Genomic DNA, 22,055 nt, shown 5'->3' with positions numbered 1-22,055 from the left:
CTGCGCCCGGCAGCAGCACCGCGACTCCAGGCCGCTCCCACACCGGAATCCGTGTTGGGGAACCTTACCGCCCCTCTACAAATCCAGCGCCAGAAACCGGGTTCCCGGCACCGGGTTGAAGCTCACGGGCTCAGCCGTGACAAAGCCCAAGGATTCATAGAGCCTTTGGGCCGCGACAAATTCGGGAAGCACGTCCAGGCACATGCGCCGGTAGCCGACCTCCCTCGCGACGCGCAGCATCTCCTCGACCAGCTTCCGCCCCAGATCCATCCCCCGGGCCACAGGCCGCACATACACGCGCTTCAACTCGCAGGTGCCGTCCTCCACACGGCGCAGGGCCGCACAGCCCACCACACGGCCCTCGACGACGGCCAGCAGAACACCGCCATCGGGCTCCGCGTACTTGCCGGGCAGCTCCGCGAACTCCTGCTCATAGTCCTGAAAATCGAGATTGGCGGTCGGACTCTGGACGTACTCGCGAAAGATCGCGGTGACTGCGGGGAGATCGTCGGGGAAGATGGCGCGCCGGATCGTGGTCATGCGGGGACGGACGGGAGGGGTTGCGCAAATGCGCTCATTCGGTCTCGGGGCGCACAGTCTGCAACGGCAGGTGCACCAGCTCCTGCAGCAGCGCCACCAATTGCCCTGCCGCAGCGTCCACCACCGCCTGCCCTTTATCGGCCGTGGCTCCAGCCGCATTGCCCACCGCACCGGCCGGGTGGTAGTCCTGCATCTGCCAGCCCAGCTTGGCACTTTTGCCGTTGCCCAGAATGGCGTAGCGCTCCGACCGGTCTTGCGACGTGGAGCGGAAATCCCGCGCATGCTCCATGTGCACCGTGCCGGGTGCCAAGTGCAGCATCATCGAGGTCTCGATCTCGCCCGCGTGGATGCCAAAGCGGTGCTCCTGGGCGCTGAACTGGCCTGCCACCGCCTCGGGCAGCGGCAGGCTGAACCAGCTGGCGCTGTAGACGATCAGGTCGCAGCGCGTGCGCAGCTCGCGCGCCACGATGTCCATCACGCTCACCTGGCCACCGTGCCCGTTGAACAGCAGCAGCTTCTTGACGCCTGCACGGGCCACACATTCCCCGATCTCGGTCCACAGTGCAATCACCGTGGCGGGCGAGAGGGTGAGCGTGCCCGGAAAGCGGATGTGCTCCGGGCTCAGGCCCACGTTCTGTGACGGTAAAAACAGCACGGGCAGGTCGGCGGGCAGTTGCGGCAATGCAGCGTCGATCACGCCCTGCAGTAGCGTGGCGTCCACCGACAGCGGCAGGTGCGGGCCATGCTGCTCGACGGCGGCCAGGGGCAACACCGCTACGACCTGATCGGCCTGGCCGCTGTGCTGCAGCGCGGCAAAGTCGCGGGTGGACAGGTCGGCCCAAAAGTGCGAGGGCAAGGAGAGTGGTGCAGATTGGGGCGCGGCGGCAGCGGTCATGCCGCGATGTTAGGGCCTGTTCCGGGCCGCGTCACTTCAGCGCCATCTTGCCCAGCCACACCAGCAGGTGTGCCACGCCCATCACCAGCAGAGCGGTGGATGCCAACCCACTGGCCCAGCTGCCCAGGCCACGGCGGCGCTGCCAGGCGCGTACCACCAGAGCCACCACCCAGCCCACCGCTGCCAGCCCGGCCCACAGCATCCACAACAGCCCCACGCCCAGGCAGCCAAAGCTCTCGCAGTACAGCGAGAAGGTGTAGTAGGACAGGCCCCCCAATGCCACGCACAGCCCCAGCAACAGCACGTCCAGCGTGCGCGAGACCCACACCGCCCTGCGCGAAAGCGGGGCCGAAGAAGACGACTGTGGCGATGAGGGCAAGGGCGTGTTCATGAAAAACCGAAGGTGAAGCGGCGCGGGATGATGCGTTGCAGAAACCCCTGCAGCCCAGCATAGCGCCCGCCTCACCGCCGCGCGCCGCCGCCCATCCCGCTACCATCACCGCATGACCCAAGACCTCTTCCGCCAAGACGCCTACCTGCGCGAATGCAGCGCCCACATCACCGCCGTCACCGATACCGGCATCGTGCTGGACCAGACCGTGTTCTACCCCCTGGGCGGCGGCCAGGCCGGTGACAGCGGCGTGCTGGTGCTGGCCGACGGCACAGAGATCGCCATCACCGACACCCGCAAGGGCAAGGACGCCGAAGGCAACCCCACCAGCGACATCGTGCACATCCCCGCCCCCGGGCAGGAAGACCGCGTGGCGCAGCTGGCCCAACAGGGACCAGGCACCGCCGTCACGGCCCGCATCGACTGGGAGCGCCGCCACCGCATGATGCGGCTGCACACCACCAGCCACCTGCTGTGCCATGTGGTGCCGCAGCTGGTCAACGGCTGCTCCATCACGCCCGACTATGCGCGGCTGGACTTTGCGATGACCGACCCGCTGGACAAGGAGCAGCTCACCGCCGCCATCGCCACCCTGGTGGCCGCTGCGCACCCGCTCACCGTGGCATCGATCAGCGACGAAGAACTGGACGCCAACCCCGCGCTGGTCAAAAGCATGAGCGTGCAGCCCCCGCGCGGCACCGGGCGCATCCGCACCATCCGCATCGGTGGCGAAGACAACGCGCCGCTGATCGACCTGCAGCCCTGCGGCGGCACGCATGTGGCCAACACGTCGGAGATCGGCGCCATCGTGGTGACCAAAATCGAGAAAAAGAGCGCAACGACTCGACGGGTGGTACTGGGCTTTGCTCAGTGAGCGCAGCGACGAGCACGCTCCTCAAATGTCAACAATCTTGAGCCGCCGCAGCCCCCGGTTGCAATGGCTTACCCCGCCAGACCCACAACGGGGACAATAGCGGCCCGCGCGCGCGGCCTTTTTTGGACTTCTTGCACCCGGCTTCCTGGGGCTGCGGCGCTCACTTTTGCCTGCCGCCATGCCGATCTCCCTGCGCTCCGTCTCGTCTGCCTCCCTGCGCCAGCACCGCTGGTTCCGCCCTGCCGTCCGCGCGCTGGCGGGTTTGATCGTCCTGTGGCTGGTCACCTGGCTGGCCATTCCGCCGCTGGTCAAGGGGCCGCTGGAGCGCATTGCGTCCGAACAACTGGGCCGCACCGTCACCGTGGGGGGCATCGACTTTGAGCCCTGGAGCCTGGAATTCGCGCTGCGCGACGTGGCCGTGGCAGGTGCCAACGGCGCGCCCCCACAGCTGACCATTGGCCGAGTCTATGCCGATGGCGAGTTGCAGTCGCTGCTGCGCCTGGCGCCCGTGGTGGACGCCTTCACCATCGAAAACCCGGTGCTGCGCATCACCCACCTGGGCGACGGCCGCTATGACGTGGACGACATCATCGCCAAAGTCACCGCGCCCACCACCGAACCCGAGCCCGACAAAGGCCCCGCACGGGTGGCGCTGTACAACCTGGCACTGACGGGTGGCAGCATCGACTTCTCGGACACCGCCGTGGATAAAACCCACGAGGTGCGCGACCTGGCCCTCAAGGTGCCTTTCATCAGCACCTTGCCGTCGCAACGCGAGGTGAAGGTCGAGCCCCACCTTGCGTTCACGCTCAATGGCAGCCGGTTTGACTCGTCCGCCCAGGGCACGCCGTTTGCGCAGACCGGCCAGGCTGACGCGCAGATTCGGCTGGACGGGCTGGACCTCGCGCCCTACTTGGGCTATTTGCCAGCCAACCTGCCCGTCAAGGTGTTGGGCGCCACGCTGGATGCGGATGTGAAGGTGGCCTTTGAACAGCACCCGCGCATGGCCGTGAAGCTGACCGGCACCGTGCAAGCCAGCGGCGTACGCATCGCAGACCGCCAGGGCGCCGACCTGCTGAGCTATGAGCGCCTGAAAGTCGACATGGCCGATGTGCGCCCGCTGGACCAGGTGGTGCGACTGCAGCATGTGGAGCTGACCGCGCCCGTGGTCACTGCCACACGCGATGCTGCAGGCCAGATCAACCTGGCGCAACTGGCACCGCCTGCACCGCCGCCATCGGCGGTCAAGGGCAAGACCCCCGCACCTGCGGCACCTGCATCTGCTGAACCGGCGTCTTCGCCACTGGCCAGCGCCAGCGCAGCATCGGCCTCTGCCTCGCCCGCTTCCTCCAGCAAAGCCAAGGCCAAGGCCGCACCCGCCTGGGTAGTAGAAGTCGCCACCGCCGCAGTGCGCGGCGGCACCCTGCGCTGGGCCGACCAGACCACGCGCCCCGCAGCGGCCCTGCAGGCCACAGAGGTCACGCTGGATGCGGCCGACGTCGCCGTCCCCTTCGCCAAACCCTTTACCTTCAAGGGCGGGCTCAACCTGCAGGGCAGCACACTCAGCTTCACCGGCGAAGCCACGGACCAGAAGGCCCAGGTCAACGCCACCCTGAACGCCCTGGCCCTGCAACTGGCCGCGCCCTACCTGGCCCAGACGCTGGAGCCCACGGTGACCGGCCAGCTCAGCGGCGATGTGGGTGTGCTGTGGCAAGCGCCCACGCCACAGGCCGCGCAGGCAGGCGCCACCGGCGTCACCCTCAAGGCAGGCCCCTTGGCGCTGGAGCAACTGGCCGTCAAGCAAGGCAAGACCACATTGGTCAGCCTGGGCAAGCTCGACATTGCCGGGGCCGAAGTGCCCCTGGACGCACGCGCCGCCACGCTGGAGCGCCTGGCCATCAGCCAGCCGCAACTGGCGGTGGAACGGGGCGCGGACGGGCGCTGGATGTTCGAGCGCTGGCTCAAGGCAGCGCCCTCCGTGCAAGGCAGCGCAACGACCGACCCAGCCCCCGCCAGCAACGCCGCGCCCTGGAAGCTGCGCGTGGCCGATTTCTCGGTGCAAGGCGGCACCGTCTCGCTGGCCGACAACGCCCAGCCGCGCCCCGTGGCGCTGGAGGTGACGGCCCTGGGCATCACCGCCCGCAACCTGGCCAGCGACGGCAGCAAGCCCGAAGCTTTCACGCTCACCGCCCGCGCCGCCGCACCGGGCAAGGGCAGCAAGGCCGCGCCGGGCAAGCTCGACTACCAGGGCACGCTGGCCCTGCAGCCGCTGGCCACCCAGGGCAAGCTCGACGCCACCCGCCTGCCGCTGCACGCACTGGACGGCTACCTGGCCAGCCAGCTGTCGGTAGAACTGCTGCGCGCCGATGTGGGCTACCGGGGCCAGGTGGCCCTGGCGCAGACCGACAAAGGAGTCAGCCTGCGTCTGAGCGGTGATGCCGTGGTGGAAGACCTGCAGGCCAACAGCACCGCCGCCTTCACCCCCAAGACCGAGGCCCAGGTGGGTGAGGAACTGCTGGCCTGGAAGAGCCTGAACCTGCGCGGCCTGGCCGTGGCCACCGCCCCCGGCACCGCGCCGCGCGTGGAGGTCAAGGAGACCAGCCTGGTGGACTTTTTTGCCCGGGTCACCATCAACGAGGCCGGCCGCATCAACCTGAGCGACATTGCCAAGACCCCGGCCGAGGCACGGGCGGCCAATGCGGCCAGCGCCGCTGCCAGCACGGCCGCCCCCACGGCATCGGCCCCCGCCACAGCCGCATCGGCAGCGCCCACAGCCCCTGCCCCTGCTGCGGTGGCCCAGGCCGACCCGCTGGCCCCTGTGGTGGTCTTTGGCCCCGTGAGCCTGGTCAACGGCAAGGTGCTGTTCTCGGACTTTTTCATCAAGCCCAACTACTCGGCCGACCTGTCGGAGCTGACCGGCAAGCTCAGCGCGTTCTCGTCCGAAGCCTCGGGTGGCGAGCCCGTGCTGGCCGACCTGGAGCTGCGCGGCCGCGCCGAGGGCTCGGCGTCGCTCGAAGTCACCGGCAAGCTCAACCCGCTGGCCAAACCGCTGGCCCTCGACATCGTGGGCAAGGTGCGCGACCTGGAGCTGCCCCCGCTCACGCCCTATTCCGTCAAATACGCGGGCCATGGCATCGAGCGCGGCAAGCTCAGCGTGGACGTGAACTACAAGGTGCTGCCCAATGGCCAGCTCACCGCCAGCAACCGGCTGGTGCTCAACCAGCTGACCTTTGGCGAGCCCGTGGAGGGCGCGCCCAACAGCCTGCCCGTGAAGCTGGCCGTGGCCCTGCTGGCCGACCGCCAGGGCGTGATCGACCTGGACCTGCCCATCAGCGGCTCGCTCAACGACCCGCAGTTCCGCATTGGCCCGGTGATCTTCAAGATCATCGTCAACCTCATCGGCAAGGCGCTGACCTCGCCCTTCAGCCTGCTGGCCAGCGCCTTCGGCGGTGGCGACGAGATGAGCCACGTGCCCTTTGCCCCCGGCAGCGCCACGCTCACGGCCGAGGCGCAGCAGAACCTGGACAAGGTGGCCAAGGCCCTGGCCGACCGCCCCGCGCTCAAGATCACTGTGACCGGCACGGCCAGCCTGCAGGACGAGCGCGAAGGCCTGCGGCGCGAGAGCCTGCAACAACGGGTGCTGGCCGAAAAACGCCGCGCCAACCCGGGCGATACCGCCCCCGTATCGGCCGCCGAATACCCCGTCCTGCTCAAGGAGGTGTACCGCCGCGCCGACATCCCCAAGCCGCGCAACCTGGTCGGCCTGGCCAAGGAGCTCACGGTGCCCGAGATGGAAGCCCTGCTGCTGGCCAACCAGCCCGCCACCGAGGCCATGGCCGCCGAACTGGCCACGCAGCGCGGCCAGGCGATCCGCGCCTATCTGGTGGCGCAGAAGCTGCCAGTAGAGCGGTTGTTCGTAGCGGCCCCCAAGGCTGGCAAACAGCCCGAAAAGTGGACCCCGCGTGCGGATTTGAGCCTGGCGACACAATAGGCGCCTGGCTGGCGGAAGGTTCCGGGGAATCCCCCTCCGCCAGTCTGATCGCCCCGCAGGCAGAGCACAGGGGCGCCGGAACCAAACCCGCCCTGCCAGCTCCCACACTGCACCATGCTTTCACGCCCGCTTTACCGCCTCGCAGTTACTCTGTTTTTGATAGCTGCAAGCGCTTTATGGACGGGCGCAAACGCCCAATTTAGCCCAAAAACCAGCGGACAGGGCACCAGCGTGGTCACCACGCCCTATGTTCGCGCCGAGTTGCTGGCCCATGCGCCCCAGGGCGTGGCGCCCGGCCAGCCGCTGTGGCTGGGCCTCTCGATCACCCACCAGCCCGAGTGGCACACCTACTGGAAGAACCCTGGCGATTCTGGCCTGCCCACCGACCTGGCCTGGACGCTGCCAGCCGGTCTGGACGCGGGCGAGATCGCCTGGCCCCTGCCCAAGAAGATCCCCATCGGCACGCTGGCCAACTATGGCTACGAAGGCACGGTGCTGCTGCCCGTGCCCGTCACCGTGGCCAGCAGTTTTGCCCCGAGCCCGTTGGCCAAGGACGCGACGATCAAGCTGCGCGCCTCCTGGCTGGTGTGCCGCAAGGAGTGCATTCCCGAAGAAGGCGAATTCACGCTGCAGCTGCCCATCCAGAGCACCACGGCGCTCAACAGTGCGGCCTTTGAGGCAGCCACCAAGGCCCATCCCCAGCCCGTGCTGGCGGGCACCAACGGCATCGTGCCCGACAGCCAGGCCCAGATCGCGGACGGCAACCTGCTGAACGTCAGCGTGCAGGGCCTGCCCGTGGCGCTGCGTGGCAAGACACTGGACCTGTTCCCCGAAACCGCCGAAGTCATCGACAACGCCGCGCAGTGGAAGCAGGCCTGGAACGGCAGCGTGTGGACCGCGCAGATTCCCCTGTCTGCCCAGCGCAGCGCCAGCCCCAGCCTGATGCCCGTGGTGCTGGCCGAGCAGTCGCCCGCACATGCCACTGGCCCCGACACGCGCACCGGCTACCGCGCAGAGCTGAAGGTGCTGGGCACCTGGCCGCAGGGCGCGTCGGTTGCCAGCGTGTCGCCCGCGCTGGAGGCCGCGCTCAAGGCCAATGCTGCGCAGGCAAGCGGCGCTGCCGCGCCAGCCATGGGCTCCGGCGCATCGTCCCTCACACTCACGGCCGCGCTGCTGGGCGCCTTGCTCGGGGGCCTCATCCTCAACCTCATGCCCTGCGTGTTCCCGGTGCTGGCGATCAAGGTGGTGGGCTTTACCCAGCATGCGCAAGACCGGCGCGCGCACCGCGTGAGCGGCATCGCCTACACAGCGGGTGTGGTGCTGTCGTTCATCGCCCTGGGCGCGCTCATGCTGGGCCTGCGCGCGGCGGGCGAGGCGGTGGGCTGGGGCTTTCAGCTGCAGTCGCCCGCCGTGGTGGCATCGCTGGCGGCGCTGTTCACGCTGATCGCACTCAACCTGGCCGGCGTGTTCGAGTTCGGGCATTTCCTGCCGTCCTCGGTGGCCAGCCTGCAGGCCCGCCACCCTGTGGCCGACAGCTTCCTCACCGGTGTGCTCGCCGTGGCCGTGGCATCGCCCTGCACTGCGCCGTTCATGGGCGCATCCCTGGGCCTGACCGCCACGCTGCCCGCGCCCCAGGCGCTGGCTGTGTTTGCGGCGCTGGGGCTGGGGCTGGCCCTGCCGTACCTGGCAGCCAGCTTTGTGCCCGCCGTGGCGCGCGCCCTGCCACGCCCCGGTGCGTGGATGGACACCTTCCGCAAGCTCATGGCCTTCCCCATGCTGGCCACTGTCGTCTGGCTGGTGTGGGTGCTGGGCCAGCAAAGCGGCATCGACGGCGCGGGGGCGCTGCTGATCCTGCTGGTGGGCCTGTCGCTGGTGGTGTGGGCCCTGTCGCTGGCCGGGCGTGCGCGCGTGTGGATGGCCACGGTGTCCATCGCGGCCATGTCCTTGCTGGTCTGGGCCTTTGCGCCCCACATCACGCACTTTCCTACCGCGCAGGCCGCCACACCGTCCACGCAGGCCTCGGCCACCGGCTGGCAACCCTGGGCACCCGGCGCGGCCGAGCAGATCGTGGCCACGGGCCGCCCGGTGTTTGTGGACTTCACCGCCGCCTGGTGCGTGACCTGCCAATACAACAAGAAGACCACGCTGGCCAACGCCGATGTGCTGGCCGACCTGCAAACCAAGAACGTCGCCCTGCTGCGTGCTGACTGGACGCGCCGCGACCCCGCCATTACTGCCGCCCTGGCGTCGCTGGGCCGCAGTGGTGTGCCCGTCTACGTGTTCTACCGCCCCGGCAAGCCGCCGGTGGTGCTGACCGAGGTGCTCAGCGTGGACGAGGTGCGCGCCACCATCGCCCAGCTATAGGGCAGGAACGTTGCAAGCGCAAGGCATGCGATGTATTTGAAAACCCCCAGCCCTAACGCCGCCCCATGCTGACCTACCCCGCCATCGACCCCGTAGCACTGCAGCTTGGACCGCTGGCCGTTCACTGGTACGGCCTGACCTACCTTGCGGCCTTCGGGCTGTTCCTGCTGCTGGGCCGTCTGCGCCTGCACCACGCACCGTTCGCCTCCATCAGCGGTCCTGGCGCCTGGTCACGCAAGGATGTGGAGGACATCCTCTTCCTTGGCGTGGTGGGCGTGGTGGTAGGTGGGCGCCTGGGCTACTGCCTGTTCTACAAGCCCGCCTACTACCTGAGCCATCCGCTGGAAATCCTGATGATCTGGACCCCGGGCATGTCGTTCCACGGTGGCCTGCTGGGCGTGGTGGCAGCCATGCTGTGGTTTGCGCATTCGCGCAAGCGCCCCTGGCTGCAGGTGGCCGACTTTGTGGCGCCCTGTGTGCCCACAGGCCTCGCTGCGGGGCGCGTGGGCAACTTCATCAACGGCGAACTGTGGGGCCGTTTTGCAAGCCCGGACCTGCCCTGGGGCATGGTGTTTGCGCACAGCGGCTCGCTGCAGCCACGCCATCCATCGATGGTCTACCAATTTCTGATGGAAGGGTTGCTGCTGTTCATCCTGCTGTGGGTGTACGCGCGCAAAGAACGCCGCCCGGGCCAGGTGGCCGCAGCCTTCCTGTTCGGCTACGGCTTGTTCCGCTTCATCGCCGAATATTTCCGCGAACCGGATGCTCACCTGGGCTTGCTGTCGCTGGGCATGAGCATGGGGCAGTGGCTGTGCCTGCCGATGATCGCGGCGGGCGTGGGGCTGTGGCTGTGGGCGCACAGAAAGGCTCGCCCAGGAGTCCCCCCTGGCGAGCCCCGACCCCGTCCAACTTGATTGCCTGAGGAGCAATCCGGTCATTGCGTGCCGAGCAGCCGACTTCACGCTGCCCTGTTGATTGCCAGAACATTTCGCCCCCTCGTCAACCGCTAGGAGACCCTGCCATGAAGCTGCTTCGCCGTACGTTGATCGCCACCGCCGCCCTGGTTGCCCTGGGCGCACAGGCCGCCGCCACCGTGGGCCAGCCCGCACCCGACTTCACGCTCAAGGACACGTCGGGCAAAACCGTGCGCCTGTCGGACTTCAAGGGCAAACACGTGGTGCTGGAATGGACCAACCCCGGCTGCCCCTTCGTGCGCAAGCACTACGACAGCGGCAACATGCCCGCCACGCAGAAAGACGCCATCGGCAAAGGCGTGGTGTGGCTGTCCATCAACTCCACCGAAAAAGCCAGCAGCGACTACCTGGAGCCCGCCAAGCTGATGGCCTGGAAGCAGGAGCGCAAGGCCGCCCCCACCGCCGTGCTGATGGACGAGGAAGGCACCGTGGGCAAAAGCTACGGCGCCCGCACCACGCCACACCTGTACATCGTCAACCCGCAGGGCGTGCTGGTGTATGCAGGCGGTATCGACAGCATCCCTTCGGCGCGCCCGGCTGACATCGAGAAGGCCACCAACTATGTGAAGGTGGGGCTGGCAGAAGCGCTGGCGGGCAAGCCGATTTCGGCGGCCACGACGCAGCCTTACGGCTGCAGCATCAAGTACAAATCGGCCAGCTGAAAAAGAACTTCAGCGCGCCACGCAGTTCACCCGCAGAGCGCGCGGACTGTGGAAGTACATGGTGTTGCCCTTGCCACGGATGTAGGTGCCGCCATCACCGTATCCAAAACCCGACGCCACGCGCTCGGGCTGCAGCGACACGGTGCGGCCATTCATTTCCAGCAACGCAGGGCCATCGGGCTGGGCGGGCCAGTGCACCACCATCATGGGGCCACGGTCACAGGCGTAGGTCGTGACGCGCTGGACCTTGGGCACATCGGGGGCACGGGGCGGGGTGCAGGCGCTCAGGGCAAAGGTGGACAAGACAACAGCCGTGGCGACAAGGCCAGTGGTGCGGCGGGCGCGTGGTGGGTTCTGCACGGGATCTCCTCGGATTCTGGGTCGGTGCCACCGTGTTGATGGCAGTGTGGGTGGACAACGCGGGGGTCTGGCGCCGCAGCGGTTCGCCCCCATACACTGCCATGTATGAAACGCACGCCCGACACCATCAGCACCCTGCGCGATATTCTGACGCACTGCCGCACCCTTGCGGTGGTGGGACTGTCGCCCCAATGGCACAGACCCAGCTATTTCGCGGCCAAGTACATGCAGGCACATGGCTACCGCATCGTGCCGGTGAATCCGCTCGTCGCACGGGATGGCGGGCAGATCCTGGGCGAAACCGCCTACGCCAGCGTGACCGAAGCCGCTGCCGCGCTGGCGGCGCAGGGGCAGAAGATCGACATGGTGGACTGCTTTCGCAAAAGTGAGGACATCCCGCCGCTGGCCGATGAAGCCATCGCCATCGGCGCAAAGTGCCTGTGGCTGCAACTGGGGGTGTTCAACGAGGCGGCCAGGCAACGCGCCGAGGCCGCCGGGCTGCAGGTGATCGAAAACCGCTGCGTGAAGATCGAGCACGCGCGGCTGTTTGGCGGCCTGGGCTGGATGGGCGTGAACACACGGGTCATCAGCGCCAAGCGCCTGCGGCAGCTGCCTTACTAGCCAATTCGCAGTCAAGCACAAAGCTATAAAATTCATAGCTATTAGCGCTTATCCATCAAGCGTTAGCAGCCAATTTCATTCAAAACCATGTCCTCCAACCATCCCTCCGGCGCCGACCGCGAGTTCGGCTTTGGCACCCGCGCCATCCACGCCGGCGCCCAGCCCGACCCCGTGACCGGCGCACGCGCCACGCCCATCCACCAGACGACGAGCTTTGTGTTCGACAACGCCGAGCACGCCAGCAGCCTGTTCAACCTGCAGACCTTTGGCAACGTCTACAGCCGCATCAGCAACCCCACGGTGGCGGTGTTCGAGGAGCGCATTGCGAGCCTCGAAAACGGACGCGCCGCCCTGGCCTGCGCCAGCGGCATGGCCGCGCAGATGGCGGCGCTGCTGGCCATCCTGAAAACCGGCGACCACATCGTGGCGGCCAGCACGCTCTACGGCGGCACGGTGGGCCAGCTGGGTGTGGGCTTCGGGCGCCTGGGCATCGAGACCACGTTTGTGGACCCGGCCGACCCAGAAAACTTTGCACGTGCCATGCGCCCCAACACCCGCGCCTTGTATGGCGAAACCATCGGCAACCCGCTGGTCAACGTGCTTGACATCGCCGCCGTGGCCGAGGTGGCGCATGCCCACGGCGTGCCGCTCATCATCGACAACACGGTGGCCAGCCCCTACCTGTGCAACCCGCTGGCGCTGGGCGCCGACATCGTGGTGCACAGCGCCACCAAGTACATCGGCGGCCACGGCACCACCATGGGCGGCGTGGTGGTGGAGGGTGGCAAGTTTCCGTGGGACAACGGCAAGTTCCCCGAGATGGTGGAGCCCAGCCGCGCCTACCACGGCGTGAAGTTCTACGAGACCTTTGGCGACTTTGGCTACACGATGAAGGCGCGCATGGAGGTCAACCGCACCTTCGGCGGCGTGCTCTCGCCCATGAACGCGTGGCAGCTGCTGCAGGGCGCCGAAACCCTGCACCTGCGCATGCGCGAACACTGCCGCAATGCGTTGGCGGTGGCGAAGTTTCTGCAAAGCCATCCGCAGGTGGCGTGGGTCAACTACCCGGGTCTGGCGGATTCGCCGTACTACGATCTGGCGCAAAAGCAGTTTCGTGCTGTGGACGGGGCGCCGGGCGCCTCGGGCATCCTCACGTTTGGCGTGAAGGGAGGCGCTGCGGCGGGCGAGAAGTTCATCGACGCCTGCGAGTTCCTGAGCCACCTCGCCAACATCGGCGACGCCAAGACGCTGGTGATCCACCCTGCGTCAACCACGCACCGCCAACTGAGCGAAGAAGAGCTGGCCCGCGCTGGCGTGAGCGCGGACATGGTTCGGCTGTCGGTGGGGATTGAAGACCTGGACGACATCCTGTGGGACGTTGACCAGGCACTGGCGCGCTCTCAAGGAGCCTAGATCCAGCGCCGCACATCCCGGCAGTAGTCCGCGTACTGGCGTCCAAAACGGGCCGCCAGCTTGCGCTCTTCGAGCGGGATGTACCAGCACTGCGCGAGCACAAAAAACTGCAACACCAGCAACCACGGCGACAAAGTGCCCAGCGCCAGCGCCACACCCGCGAGGGCCAGCAGCATGCCCAGGTACATGGGGTTGCGCGTGTGTGCAAACAGGCCTGCTGTGGTGAGCGTGCCGGGCTCGCCAAAGGTGTTGATGTTGGTGCCGATGCGCCTGAACAGGCGAGCATGCCACTGGGCCACGACCAGGCCCGCCAGCACCAGCACACCCCCCGCCCACCAGGCCAGCACACGCCCATCAGCGGGCAGCACGGCCACGGGCCAGATGCGCTGCAAAATCACCATCGCACCGACCGACGCAAACCAGACCACAGGGGGCAGCAGCAAACGTTGCATTCCGACCTCTCCTTGCACAATCAAGACATGGCCCGCAGTCTGCCGATGGCGTGCTGTGCTGGCGATAACCTGGGTTAACGGAGTCCTCTTTTGCCGACCTTTTCTCATTCCACCCACACGGTGCTGGAGCAACTGGCACAGGCCCCGCTGCCCGAGTGGGAGGCTCTGGACCGCGCCACCACGGTGCGGCAGCTGCGGCCGGGCGAGGTGCTGTTCCACGCGGGCGAGGCGCAGCCCCGGGTCTTTGTGGTGAACCAAGGGCTCATCAAGATGGTGTACGAGACGGCCGTAGGTGACGCCTGGGTCAAGGGGTTTGTGCCGGCCGGCATGTGTTTTGCCAGCCTCACGGCACTGCAGCCGGGCGGCGTTACCAGCTACACCGCCCTGGCGGAAGGCGGGCCCTGCACGGTGGAGCAGATCGACCATGCCGCGCTGGAAGCGCTGGCCGCGCGCCACATGGGGTGGCAGCGCGCGCTGAGCAATGCCTACCGCCTGTACGGCCAGCGCAAGGAGCAGCGCGAGATGGAGTTGCTCACGCTGTCGCCCGAAGAGCGCTACCGGCGCTTTCTGCAGCAGCACCCGCAGATCGCCGCCCAGGTGCGCCAGCGCGACATTGCCAGCTATGTGCGCGTGACGCCGGTGGCGCTCAGCCGCATCAAGGCGCGCATATTGCGCGGCGGCTGACGGCGGCTCAGGGTTTGGTGCCCTGCGCGGCGCCCAGGCGCTGCGACAGGCTGCGCGCGGTGTCGCGCAGATGGCCTGCGGCAGCACTGCCCGGCCCCGTCTGCAGCGTGGCGCTGGGCCCTATCACCGCCAGGCACAACACCAGCTGCCCAAACCCGTCAAACACCGGCGTTGCCAGCGCGCTGATGCCGGGCAGGAGCTGGTCGGTCACCTCGCTGATCTGGTGCTGGCGCACCGCCTCCAGTTCGGCCGCAAACGCGGGTTCATCCAGGGCCCCCGCAAACCCTTCGGCCGCCAGCGCAGCCGCAGCGCGCTCGCGCGGGCCGAAGGCTGCAAACACCTTGCCCGTGGCCGTGTGCCGCACCGAGGCCGTGGTGCCGTGGCGCATGGCCACATACACGGCGGTGGGGCCCTCCTCCACACGAATGATGGTGGGGCCACTGTCGCCCCAGACCGAGGCCGACACGGTGTAGCCGATGCGCTGGGCCAGCGCGGGCAACTCGGCAATGGCCAGGCGCACCGGGTCCACCTGCTGCAGGCTGATCAGGCCCAGCTGCATGGCCAAGGGGCCCAGGCCGTAGTGGCCGCTCACGGCGTCCTGCTCGATCAGGCCCAGCTTGCCGAAGCTCACCAGGTAGGGGTGGGCCTTGGCGGCCGTCATGTCCGCCGCGCGGGCCAGGTCCTTGAGCGCCATGCGCCGGCCGGTGCGCGCCAGCACCTTCAGCAGCTGGCCGCCCACCTCCACGCTCTGAATGCCGCGCGGGCTGCGAGGCGTGTCTTCGTCGTCGGCGGGGGGCAGGTCGGGGGTCGTGGTGGGCATGGGGCGATTGTCCACGCAGCGCAGCATCCACCACCCGTTCGGGTTTACACCTAAACAAATGCGTTAGACATGAACGAATTTCTTGCCTAACATCAACACATTCCGTTTAGATAAACGCATTCACCATTAACAAATCACCACCATGAGCACCGTCAAAACCTTTGCCTCTGCCGCCGACCTCGAAGTGAAGAAGGTGAGCTTCGACAAGCTCTCCGACCACGCCTATGCCTACACGGCCGAGGGCGACCCCAACACCGGCATCATCATTGGCGACGACGCAGTGATGGTCATCGACACCCAGGCCACGCCTGTGATGGCGCAGGACGTGATCCGCCGCATCCGCGAGGTGACGGACAAGCCCATCCAATACGTGCTGCTCTCCCACTACCACGCGGTGCGCGTGCTGGGCGCAAGCGCTTACGGCGCCGAGCACATCATTGCCAGCGAAGACACGCGCGACCTGATCGTGGAGCGCGGCCAGTTCGACAAGGACAGCGAGATCGGCCGCTTCCCGCGCCTGTTCCAGAACGTGGAGAGCGTGCCGGACGGCCTGACGTGGCCGACCATGACCTTCAACAAAAAGATGACCCTGTGGCTGGGCAAGCTGGAGGTGCAGATCCTGCAACTGGGCCGGGGCCACACCAAGGGCGACACGGTCGCCTGGCTGCCGCAGGAAAAGATCCTGTTCAGCGGCGACCTGGTGGAGTTCGACGCCACGCCGTATGCGGGCGACGCGTACTTCCAGGACTGGCCGCAGACCCTGGACAACATCGCTGCGCTGAAGCCCGAAAAGCTGGTGCCCGGCCGGGGCGCCGCGCTGCAGACGCCCGAGCAGGTGCAGGCGGGCCTAGCCGGCACACGCGCCTTCATCAGCGACCTGTACGAGAGCGTGAAGGCCAGTGCCGCCAAGGGCGAAGACCTGCGCAAGGTGTACGAGGCCACGTTTGCCAAGCTGCAGCCCAAGTACGGCCACTGGGTCATCTTCAACCACTGCATGCCGTTTGACGTGACCCGTGCGTACGACGAGGCCACGCAATACCCCGACCCACGCATCTGGACCGCTGAACGCGACATTCAGATGTGGAAATCGCTGGAAGGCTAGGCAGAGAACAACCCCCTGAGGCGCTGCGCGCCTTCCCCCTTCTCTCGAACCGCTGCGCGATTCGGGAAGGGGGACGACGCCCTCGCTGCGGGGCGGCCCTTGCTCGGCGTCCCTCGCTCAGGGCGCGCCAGTTGCAAAGGTCAGCTCTCTACATCAGGCAATCGATCAAACACGAAGGTCGTAGAACATGAATCCCAGAGACATTCCCCGCGAGGCTTTTCACGCCAGTGGCGCCGAGGTGCAGGCCATCGACTTCGGCTACGTGCGCTCGCCCGACCAGGACCGCACCACGCCCGCACAGCAACCCATCGTGGTCATCGGCGCGGGCCCCGTGGGCCTGTCGCTCGCCATTGACCTGGCCCAGCGCGGACAGCGTGTAGTGGTGCTGGACAACGACCACAAGCTCTCCATCGGCTCGCGCGCCATCTGCTTTGCCAAGCGCACGCTCGAAATCTGGGACCGCCTGGGCGTGGGCCAGCGCATGGTGGACAAGGGCGTGTCGTGGAACCTGGGCAAGGTGTTTTTGAAGGACGAGCAGCTGTACGAATTCAATCTGCTGCCCGAAGAAGGCCACGAGCGTCCCGCCTTCATCAACCTGCAGCAGTACTACGCCGAGGCCTACTTGGTGGAGCGTGCGCTGCAGTTGCCAGGCATCGACATCCGCTGGCACAACAAGGTCACGGCGGTGCAAAGCCGCGCGGACGGCGCGCTGCTCACCATCGACACACCCGAGGGCGCCTACCAGATGGATGCGCAATGGCTGGTAGCTTGCGACGGCGCACGCTCGCCCACGCGGCAGATGCTGGGGCTGGAGAGCAAGGGGCGCATTTTTCAGGACCGCTTCCTGATCGCAGACGTGAAGCTGGCGGGCGATGCGGACTTCCCGACCGAGCGCTGGTTCTGGTTCGACCCACCCTTTCATCCCAACCAGAGCGTGCTGCTGCACCGCCAGCCCGACAACGTCTGGCGCATCGACTTTCAGCTCGGTTGGGACGCCGACCCCGAAGAAGAGAAAAAGCCCGAAAACATCATCCCGCGCGTGAAGGCGCTGCTGGGTGCGGATGCACAGTTCGAGCTGGACTGGGCCAGCGTCTACACCTTTGCCTGCCTGCGCATGGACCAGTTCGTGCACGGCCGCGTCGTCTTCGCGGGCGACAGCGCCCACGGCGTTTCGCCCTTTGGCGCACGGGGCGCCAACAGCGGCGTGCAGGACGCGGAGAACCTGGCCTGGAAGCTCGATTGGGTGCTCCAGGGCCGCGCCAGCCCCGCGCTGGTGGGCACGTATGGCCCCGAGCGCGAATACGCGGCCGACGAAAACCTGTGCAACTCCACGCGAGCCACCGACTTCATCACGCCCAAGAGCGAGGTGAGCCGCCTGTTCCGCGACGCGGCGCTGCACCTGGCGCGCGAGCATGCGTTTGCACGGCGTATCGTGAACAGCGGGCGCCTCTCGGTGCCCGCCACGCTGCACCAGTCGCCCCTGAACACGCCGGATACCGATCACTTCGCAGGCACCCAGGTCCCTGGTGCCGTGCTGCTGGACGCACCGTTGACCCGGCAAGACCAGCCCACCTGGCTGCTGCGCGAGCTGGGGCCGGACTTCACGCTGCTGGTGTTTGGCCCAGCCCCTGCATGGGCCCATGGCCTGCCCGGTGTGAAGGTGCTGCAGATCGGCATCGACGTGATCGACCACCAGACGCTGGCCGCCCAGCGGCTGGATGCGCTGCCGCGCACCGTGTACCTGGTGCGGCCCGACCAGCATGTGTGCGCACGCTGGCGCACGCCCACCGAAGCGGCTGTGTGCAGCGCACTGGCCCGTGCCACGGCCTCAGCCGTCTGACCAGTAAGACGACAAGGAACATGCCCATGCTGAACACCCAACCGAACCTGCAGGCCTGCGACGACTTTTATGAAGCGCTGATTGCGGCGCACCAGGGCCTGTCCACGCCCGAGAGCCACGCCATGAACGCACGCCTGGTGCTGCTGCTGGCCAACCATATCGGTGACCAGGCCACGCTGCAGCACGCACTGCAACTGGCGCGCGGCAGCGCCGTGCCCACGGCCGACCGGCGCAGCACCCCGGCCATCACGCCCGTGGTGCCCACCCACGCGGTGGCGGCCTAACCACAGCCCCTTTTCATCCCCACCGCCCCAGCACCGCGCAGACGGTGCAGGGCCCGACTCGCCTTGAACCTCGACCACCACGGAGACAACACCACCATGCAGCGCAAACATTTCCTCGCCACCCTCGCGGGCCTGGCCCTTGCCACCACCCTGCCCCTGGCCCACGCCCAGGATTCCAAGCCACTCGAATGGGTGGTGGGCTACGCGGCGGGCGGCGGCTCGGACATCGTCGCGCGCACGATTGCCGAATCGATGTCGGCCACGCTGGGCCGCCCCATCGTCATTAACAACAAGCCCGGCGCGGGCACCAACATTGCCGCCGAATACAGCGCGCGCAACAGGGACTACGGCAACCTGATGTTCTCGGCCGACTTCGCCACGCTGGCGGCCAACCCGTTCTTGTTCAGCAAGCTCGCCTACAACGCCGAAAAGGACTTCCAACCCGTGGGCCTGCTGGTGCGCTTCCCGATGTTCCTGGTGGTGTCCAATAGCGTGCCCGCCAAGAACCTCAAGGAATTCATGGCCTGGGCCAAGGGGCAGGCCGATGGCGTGAACTGGGCATCCGCCGGACCGGGCAGCCCGCACCACCTGGTGGGCGAGCTGTTCCGCGAGCAAAGTGGGCTCAAGCTCACGCACGTGCCGTATCGCGGTGCGGCTCCGGCCATCCAGGATGTGATTGGTGGTCAGGTGCCCGCGATGTGGATCGACAGCGCCACGGTGTACCCGTTTCTCAACGGCGGCAAGGTCAAGGCCATTGGTGTGGCCAGCCCGCAGCGCGTGACGACCATGCCCGATGTGCCCACGATGTCCGAACAGGGCCTGCAAGGGTTTGAAGGTTTTGCATGGCAGGGCCTGGTGGTACCCACGGGCGCATCGGCCGATGTGGTGGCCAACTTCAGCAAGGCATTGCAGACAGCCCTGGCCGACACGCGCACCAAGGCCCGCCTGCAGGCCCTGGGCGTGGAGCCCATGCCCGGCACGGCCGCCCAGATGGGCAGCTTTGCGCGTGCCGAGCGGGAAAAGTGGGGCCGAGTCATTACGAAGGTGGGCGTGAAACTCGATTAACTCCCTGAACGGCTGCGCCGTTTTCCCCCGGAGGGGACGCCACCCGTGGCCTGGGGGCGCCAGTTCCACGGTGGCGCAGGCAAATGCCACGCTCCTGTCGCAGGGCACTCAGCGGCTGCGTGCCAGCCGCCGCTTGCGCTGCAGGGCGGGCGCCAGCCACAGCAATTGCACGGTGGCATAACCCAGCACCGCCATCACCAGGCCCAGCGTGGGCAGGCCCACCAGCAGCGGTGTGCCCAGGGCCTGCATCCAGGCGCCCAGCGCCTGCACCGAGAAGTCTCCGCCCGGCACCACGCTGCTCCACGCGGGCAAAGTCTGGGTGCCCGGCATCACCAACGCGCCCAGATAGAAGGCCAGCGCATACAGCGGCACGGTGGTGAGCGGATTGGTATAGAACGTGGCCACCCCGCCCGCCACGATGTTGCCGCGCAGCCAGGCGCAGACCAGCAGCGTGCCCGGAATCTGCAGCGGCCCGGGGATCAGCCCGCAGAACAGGCCCGCCGCCACCCCGCGCGCCAGGGGCTGGCGCTGAAAGCGAAACAGCTCGCGCCGCTCCAGCCAGGGGCGCAGGCGGATGAGCCAGTCCCGGTCCAGGTGTGCGCGGGCGCGTGGCTCCAGGGCGCGCAGCCAGCGGCGCAATGAACAAAGCATCTGGCTTACCACTGCACTCAGTCCTTGCGCGGCAGGGCCGGAGCGCCATGGGCGCTTTCGCCCGAGCTGCGCAGCGACAGGAAGATCGAGCCAGCAATCAGCGACGCCGTCACCAGCAGCGCATAGCCGATCGGGATCTTCACAAAGTCGATGAGCAGCATCTTGCCGCCAATGAACACCAGCACCAGCGCCAGGCCATAGGCCAGCAGGTGGAAGCGGTTGGCCAGGTCAGCCAAAAGGAAGTACAGCGCACGCAGGCCCAGAATGGCAAAGATGTTGGCCGTGAGCACGATGAACGGGTCGCTGGTGATCGCGAAGATGGCCGGGATGCTGTCCACCGCAAAGATGATGTCGGTGGTGCCGATGAGCACCAGCACCACAAACAGGGGCGTGAAGTGCTTGACGCCGTTGATCATGGTGGAGAGCTTCTCGCCATCGAACTGGTCGGTGATGCGAATGCGCTTCTTCAGGAACTTGAGCACCGGGTTGGTGGCGATGTCAGGCTCCTGCCCAGCGGCAAACCACATCTTCACGCCGGTGACGACCAGGAACGCACCGAACACATACAGCAGCCAGTGGAAGGTGGCCAGCAGCCAGGCACCTGCCAGGATGAGCAGCGTGCGCAGCACGATGGCACCGATGATGCCGATGATGAGCGCGCGCTTTTGGTACTGCGGCGGCACGGCAAAGTAGCTGAACAGCATCAGGAAGACAAAGATGTTGTCCACCGACAGGCTCTTTTCGACCAGATAGCCGGTGATGAACTGCATAGAGACGGTGTTGGCAATCTCACGGCCCTGGCTTCCGTCCAGGTACCACCACAGAATGGCCACAAACACAAACGCCAGCGAGAACCACAAAAGGCTCCAGCGCGCGGCCTCGCCCATGGTGACCTTGTGCGCGCCCTGGCGCTCCATGACCAGCAGGTCAACGCCAATGGCGATGACCACGAAGACGGCAAATCCCGCCCACATCCACCACGTTCCGATTGTTTCCATCGAGTTTCTCCAAAGATGCCCTCACACGCCCAGGCACGCCGGACGCCCAAGCCCCGGACTGTAGGGGCTGATGTACTTCTTTAAAACCTGTTATCACAGTAGTATTGGTTCGGTTTTTACGAACCAAACCCTTTTCCCTCGGAAGAACCCATGAGCCAGAGCTTCAACTACCGCCATCTTTTCTACTTCTGGGTGGTGGCCAAGGAGGGCGGTATCGCCCGCGCCGCCGAGCGGCTGGACATGGCCATGCAGACCATCAGCGCCCAGGTGCGGGAGCTTGAAAAGTCGCTGGGCGTGAGCCTGCTGCGCACCGAGGGCCGCAACCTGGTGCTCACCGATGCGGGCGTGGCCGCGCTGCACGAGGCCGACCACATCTTTGCGCTGGGCGAGCTGCTGCCCGTGCGCGTGCGCGAGGCCGCCAGCGGCCAGACGCTGCGGCTGAACCTGGGCATCTCCGACGGCATTGCCAAGCTGGCCGTGCACCGGCTGCTGACGCCCGTGCTGGACGAGCCGCACCTGCGCCTGCTGTGCCATGAGGGCGAGTTCCAGCCCCTCTTGGGCGAGCTGGCGCTGCACAAGCTCGACGCGGTGCTGGCCGACCGCGCCGCGCCGCCCAACCCGGCCCTGCGCACCACCAGCCAGCTGCTGGGCACGAGCGCCATCGCCTGGTACGCGCCGCCGCTGTGGGCCGAGGCGGCGGCCAACAACTTCCCCCACAGCCTGGCCGTGGTGCCCGTGCTGCTGCCCACCGACCACGCCGCGATGCGCGCCCGCATCGACCACTGGCTGGAACGCGAACGCATCCGCCCGCGCATTGCGGGAGAGTTTGAAGACAGCGCCCTGCTCAGCACCTTTGCTGCCACCGGCATGGGCGTGATGCCCGCACCGGTGTCGCTGGGCGAGCACCTGGCGCAGACCCACGGGCTGGTGCAGGTGGGCACCGCACCCGATGTGCAGGAGCAGTTCCACCTGATCTACAGCGCCCGCAAGGTGATGCACCCGCTGCTCGTGCGGCTGCTGGAGGCAGGGAAAAGCGAAACGCTTCTGAATTTATAGCTACCAGCGCTTACCCAT

At 67.1% G+C, this 22,055-nt stretch carries 21 protein-coding genes; 13 read left to right on the top strand and 8 right to left on the bottom strand.

Features of this window, described 5'->3' with window-relative positions:
* Positions 1 to 75 precede the first annotated feature (75 nt).
* Genes ACQ4MJ_RS24935 through ACQ4MJ_RS24925 form a run of 3 tightly spaced genes read right to left on the bottom strand, consistent with a single transcriptional unit; the run spans position 76 to position 1,826 of the window.
* The gene (locus tag ACQ4MJ_RS24935; protein WP_431150880.1) at positions 76 to 540 is read right to left on the bottom strand and encodes a GNAT family N-acetyltransferase; all 465 of its coding nucleotides are present in this window, start codon (positions 538 to 540) and stop codon (positions 76 to 78) included.
* 34 nt (positions 541 to 574) lie between these two features.
* On the bottom strand, positions 575 to 1,435 hold the full coding sequence (locus ACQ4MJ_RS24930; RefSeq protein ID WP_055398332.1) for a creatininase family protein: 861 nt from the start codon (positions 1,433 to 1,435) through the stop codon (positions 575 to 577).
* A 31-nt stretch (positions 1,436 to 1,466) separates the two neighbouring features.
* A complete protein-coding gene (locus ACQ4MJ_RS24925; RefSeq protein ID WP_055398333.1) occupies positions 1,467 to 1,826 on the bottom strand; it encodes a hypothetical protein in 360 nt (119 codons plus the stop codon).
* Positions 1,827 to 1,938: 112 nt separating this feature from the next.
* On the opposite strand from ACQ4MJ_RS24925, the gene ACQ4MJ_RS24920 reads away from it, so the two are divergent.
* The 5 genes from ACQ4MJ_RS24920 (at position 1,939) to ACQ4MJ_RS24900 (ending at position 10,691) form a co-directional block, all read left to right on the top strand.
* Positions 1,939 to 2,700 (top strand): alanyl-tRNA editing protein, encoded by a 762-nt coding sequence (locus ACQ4MJ_RS24920; protein ID WP_055398334.1) that lies wholly within the window; start codon positions 1,939 to 1,941, stop codon positions 2,698 to 2,700.
* A gap of 178 nt (positions 2,701 to 2,878) precedes the next feature.
* A complete protein-coding gene (locus tag ACQ4MJ_RS24915) occupies positions 2,879 to 6,691 on the top strand; it encodes a DUF748 domain-containing protein (RefSeq protein ID WP_431150881.1) in 3,813 nt (1,270 codons plus the stop codon).
* Positions 6,692 to 6,805: 114 nt separating this feature from the next.
* On the top strand, positions 6,806 to 9,055 hold the full coding sequence (locus ACQ4MJ_RS24910; protein WP_431150882.1) for a protein-disulfide reductase DsbD family protein: 2,250 nt from the start codon (positions 6,806 to 6,808) through the stop codon (positions 9,053 to 9,055).
* Positions 9,056 to 9,120: 65 nt separating this feature from the next.
* Positions 9,121 to 9,969, top strand: coding sequence for a prolipoprotein diacylglyceryl transferase (gene lgt / locus ACQ4MJ_RS24905; RefSeq protein WP_228899005.1), 849 nt, complete (start codon positions 9,121 to 9,123; stop codon positions 9,967 to 9,969).
* A 107-nt stretch (positions 9,970 to 10,076) separates the two neighbouring features.
* Entirely contained in the window at positions 10,077 to 10,691 is a 615-nt protein-coding gene (locus ACQ4MJ_RS24900) for a thioredoxin family protein (protein WP_121421326.1), read from the top strand.
* A gap of 9 nt (positions 10,692 to 10,700) precedes the next feature.
* Here ACQ4MJ_RS24900 and ACQ4MJ_RS24895 read toward each other — a convergent pair whose 3' ends face one another.
* A complete protein-coding gene (locus tag ACQ4MJ_RS24895) occupies positions 10,701 to 11,051 on the bottom strand; it encodes an MliC family protein (protein WP_431150883.1) in 351 nt (116 codons plus the stop codon).
* Positions 11,052 to 11,156: 105 nt separating this feature from the next.
* On the opposite strand from ACQ4MJ_RS24895, the gene ACQ4MJ_RS24890 reads away from it, so the two are divergent.
* Together ACQ4MJ_RS24890 and ACQ4MJ_RS24885 are read left to right on the top strand one after the other, a co-directional pair.
* Positions 11,157 to 11,672, top strand: coding sequence for a CoA-binding protein (locus ACQ4MJ_RS24890; protein WP_228899007.1), 516 nt, complete (start codon positions 11,157 to 11,159; stop codon positions 11,670 to 11,672).
* A gap of 87 nt (positions 11,673 to 11,759) precedes the next feature.
* The gene (locus ACQ4MJ_RS24885; RefSeq protein ID WP_431150884.1) at positions 11,760 to 13,085 is read left to right on the top strand and encodes an O-acetylhomoserine aminocarboxypropyltransferase/cysteine synthase family protein; all 1,326 of its coding nucleotides are present in this window, start codon (positions 11,760 to 11,762) and stop codon (positions 13,083 to 13,085) included.
* On the opposite strand, the gene ACQ4MJ_RS24880 is transcribed toward ACQ4MJ_RS24885, so the two are convergent.
* On the bottom strand, positions 13,082 to 13,537 hold the full coding sequence (locus ACQ4MJ_RS24880; RefSeq protein WP_055398341.1) for a methyltransferase family protein: 456 nt from the start codon (positions 13,535 to 13,537) through the stop codon (positions 13,082 to 13,084). The two genes, ACQ4MJ_RS24885 and ACQ4MJ_RS24880, sit on opposite strands and share 4 nt — an antisense overlap.
* Positions 13,538 to 13,627: 90 nt before the next feature.
* On the opposite strand from ACQ4MJ_RS24880, the gene ACQ4MJ_RS24875 reads away from it, so the two are divergent.
* The gene (locus ACQ4MJ_RS24875; protein WP_055398342.1) at positions 13,628 to 14,221 is read left to right on the top strand and encodes a Crp/Fnr family transcriptional regulator; all 594 of its coding nucleotides are present in this window, start codon (positions 13,628 to 13,630) and stop codon (positions 14,219 to 14,221) included.
* 7 nt (positions 14,222 to 14,228) lie between these two features.
* Here the strand turns inward: ACQ4MJ_RS24875 and ACQ4MJ_RS24870 are convergent, their stop codons facing one another.
* A complete protein-coding gene (locus tag ACQ4MJ_RS24870; protein ID WP_055398343.1) occupies positions 14,229 to 15,041 on the bottom strand; it encodes an IclR family transcriptional regulator in 813 nt (270 codons plus the stop codon).
* 142 nt (positions 15,042 to 15,183) lie between these two features.
* On the opposite strand from ACQ4MJ_RS24870, the gene ACQ4MJ_RS24865 reads away from it, so the two are divergent.
* From ACQ4MJ_RS24865 to ACQ4MJ_RS24850, 4 genes are all read left to right on the top strand, one after another.
* Positions 15,184 to 16,143, top strand: a complete 960-nt coding sequence (locus tag ACQ4MJ_RS24865; protein WP_055398344.1) for an MBL fold metallo-hydrolase — start codon at positions 15,184 to 15,186, stop codon at positions 16,141 to 16,143.
* A gap of 187 nt (positions 16,144 to 16,330) precedes the next feature.
* Complete coding sequence (locus ACQ4MJ_RS24860; RefSeq protein ID WP_055398345.1) at positions 16,331 to 17,983, top strand: FAD-dependent oxidoreductase; 1,653 nt, start codon at positions 16,331 to 16,333, stop codon at positions 17,981 to 17,983.
* Between the two features lie 26 nt (positions 17,984 to 18,009).
* Entirely contained in the window at positions 18,010 to 18,267 is a 258-nt protein-coding gene (locus ACQ4MJ_RS24855; protein ID WP_055398346.1) for a DUF2783 domain-containing protein, read from the top strand.
* Positions 18,268 to 18,363: 96 nt separating this feature from the next.
* Positions 18,364 to 19,332, top strand: coding sequence for a Bug family tripartite tricarboxylate transporter substrate binding protein (locus ACQ4MJ_RS24850; protein WP_431150886.1), 969 nt, complete (start codon positions 18,364 to 18,366; stop codon positions 19,330 to 19,332).
* A 108-nt stretch (positions 19,333 to 19,440) separates the two neighbouring features.
* Here the strand turns inward: ACQ4MJ_RS24850 and ACQ4MJ_RS24845 are convergent, their stop codons facing one another.
* Positions 19,441 to 19,983: a DUF2062 domain-containing protein gene (locus tag ACQ4MJ_RS24845; protein WP_431150888.1), complete on the bottom strand. Its 543-nt coding sequence runs from the start codon at positions 19,981 to 19,983 to the stop codon at positions 19,441 to 19,443.
* Between the two features lie 17 nt (positions 19,984 to 20,000).
* On the bottom strand, positions 20,001 to 20,981 hold the full coding sequence (locus ACQ4MJ_RS24840) for a TerC family protein (protein WP_121421335.1): 981 nt from the start codon (positions 20,979 to 20,981) through the stop codon (positions 20,001 to 20,003).
* Between the two features lie 150 nt (positions 20,982 to 21,131).
* Here ACQ4MJ_RS24840 and ACQ4MJ_RS24835 point away from each other — a divergent pair, with 150 nt between their 5' ends.
* Positions 21,132 to 22,037 (top strand): LysR family transcriptional regulator, encoded by a 906-nt coding sequence (locus ACQ4MJ_RS24835; RefSeq protein WP_431150889.1) that lies wholly within the window; start codon positions 21,132 to 21,134, stop codon positions 22,035 to 22,037.
* Positions 22,038 to 22,055: the final 18 nt, after the last annotated feature.

Source organism: Acidovorax facilis (genome assembly GCF_050626955.1).
Lineage (GTDB): Bacteria > Pseudomonadota > Gammaproteobacteria > Burkholderiales > Burkholderiaceae_C > Acidovorax > Acidovorax facilis.
Note: the sequence above shows the minus strand (reverse complement) of the source record. Positions and strands in the feature narration are given on the sequence as shown.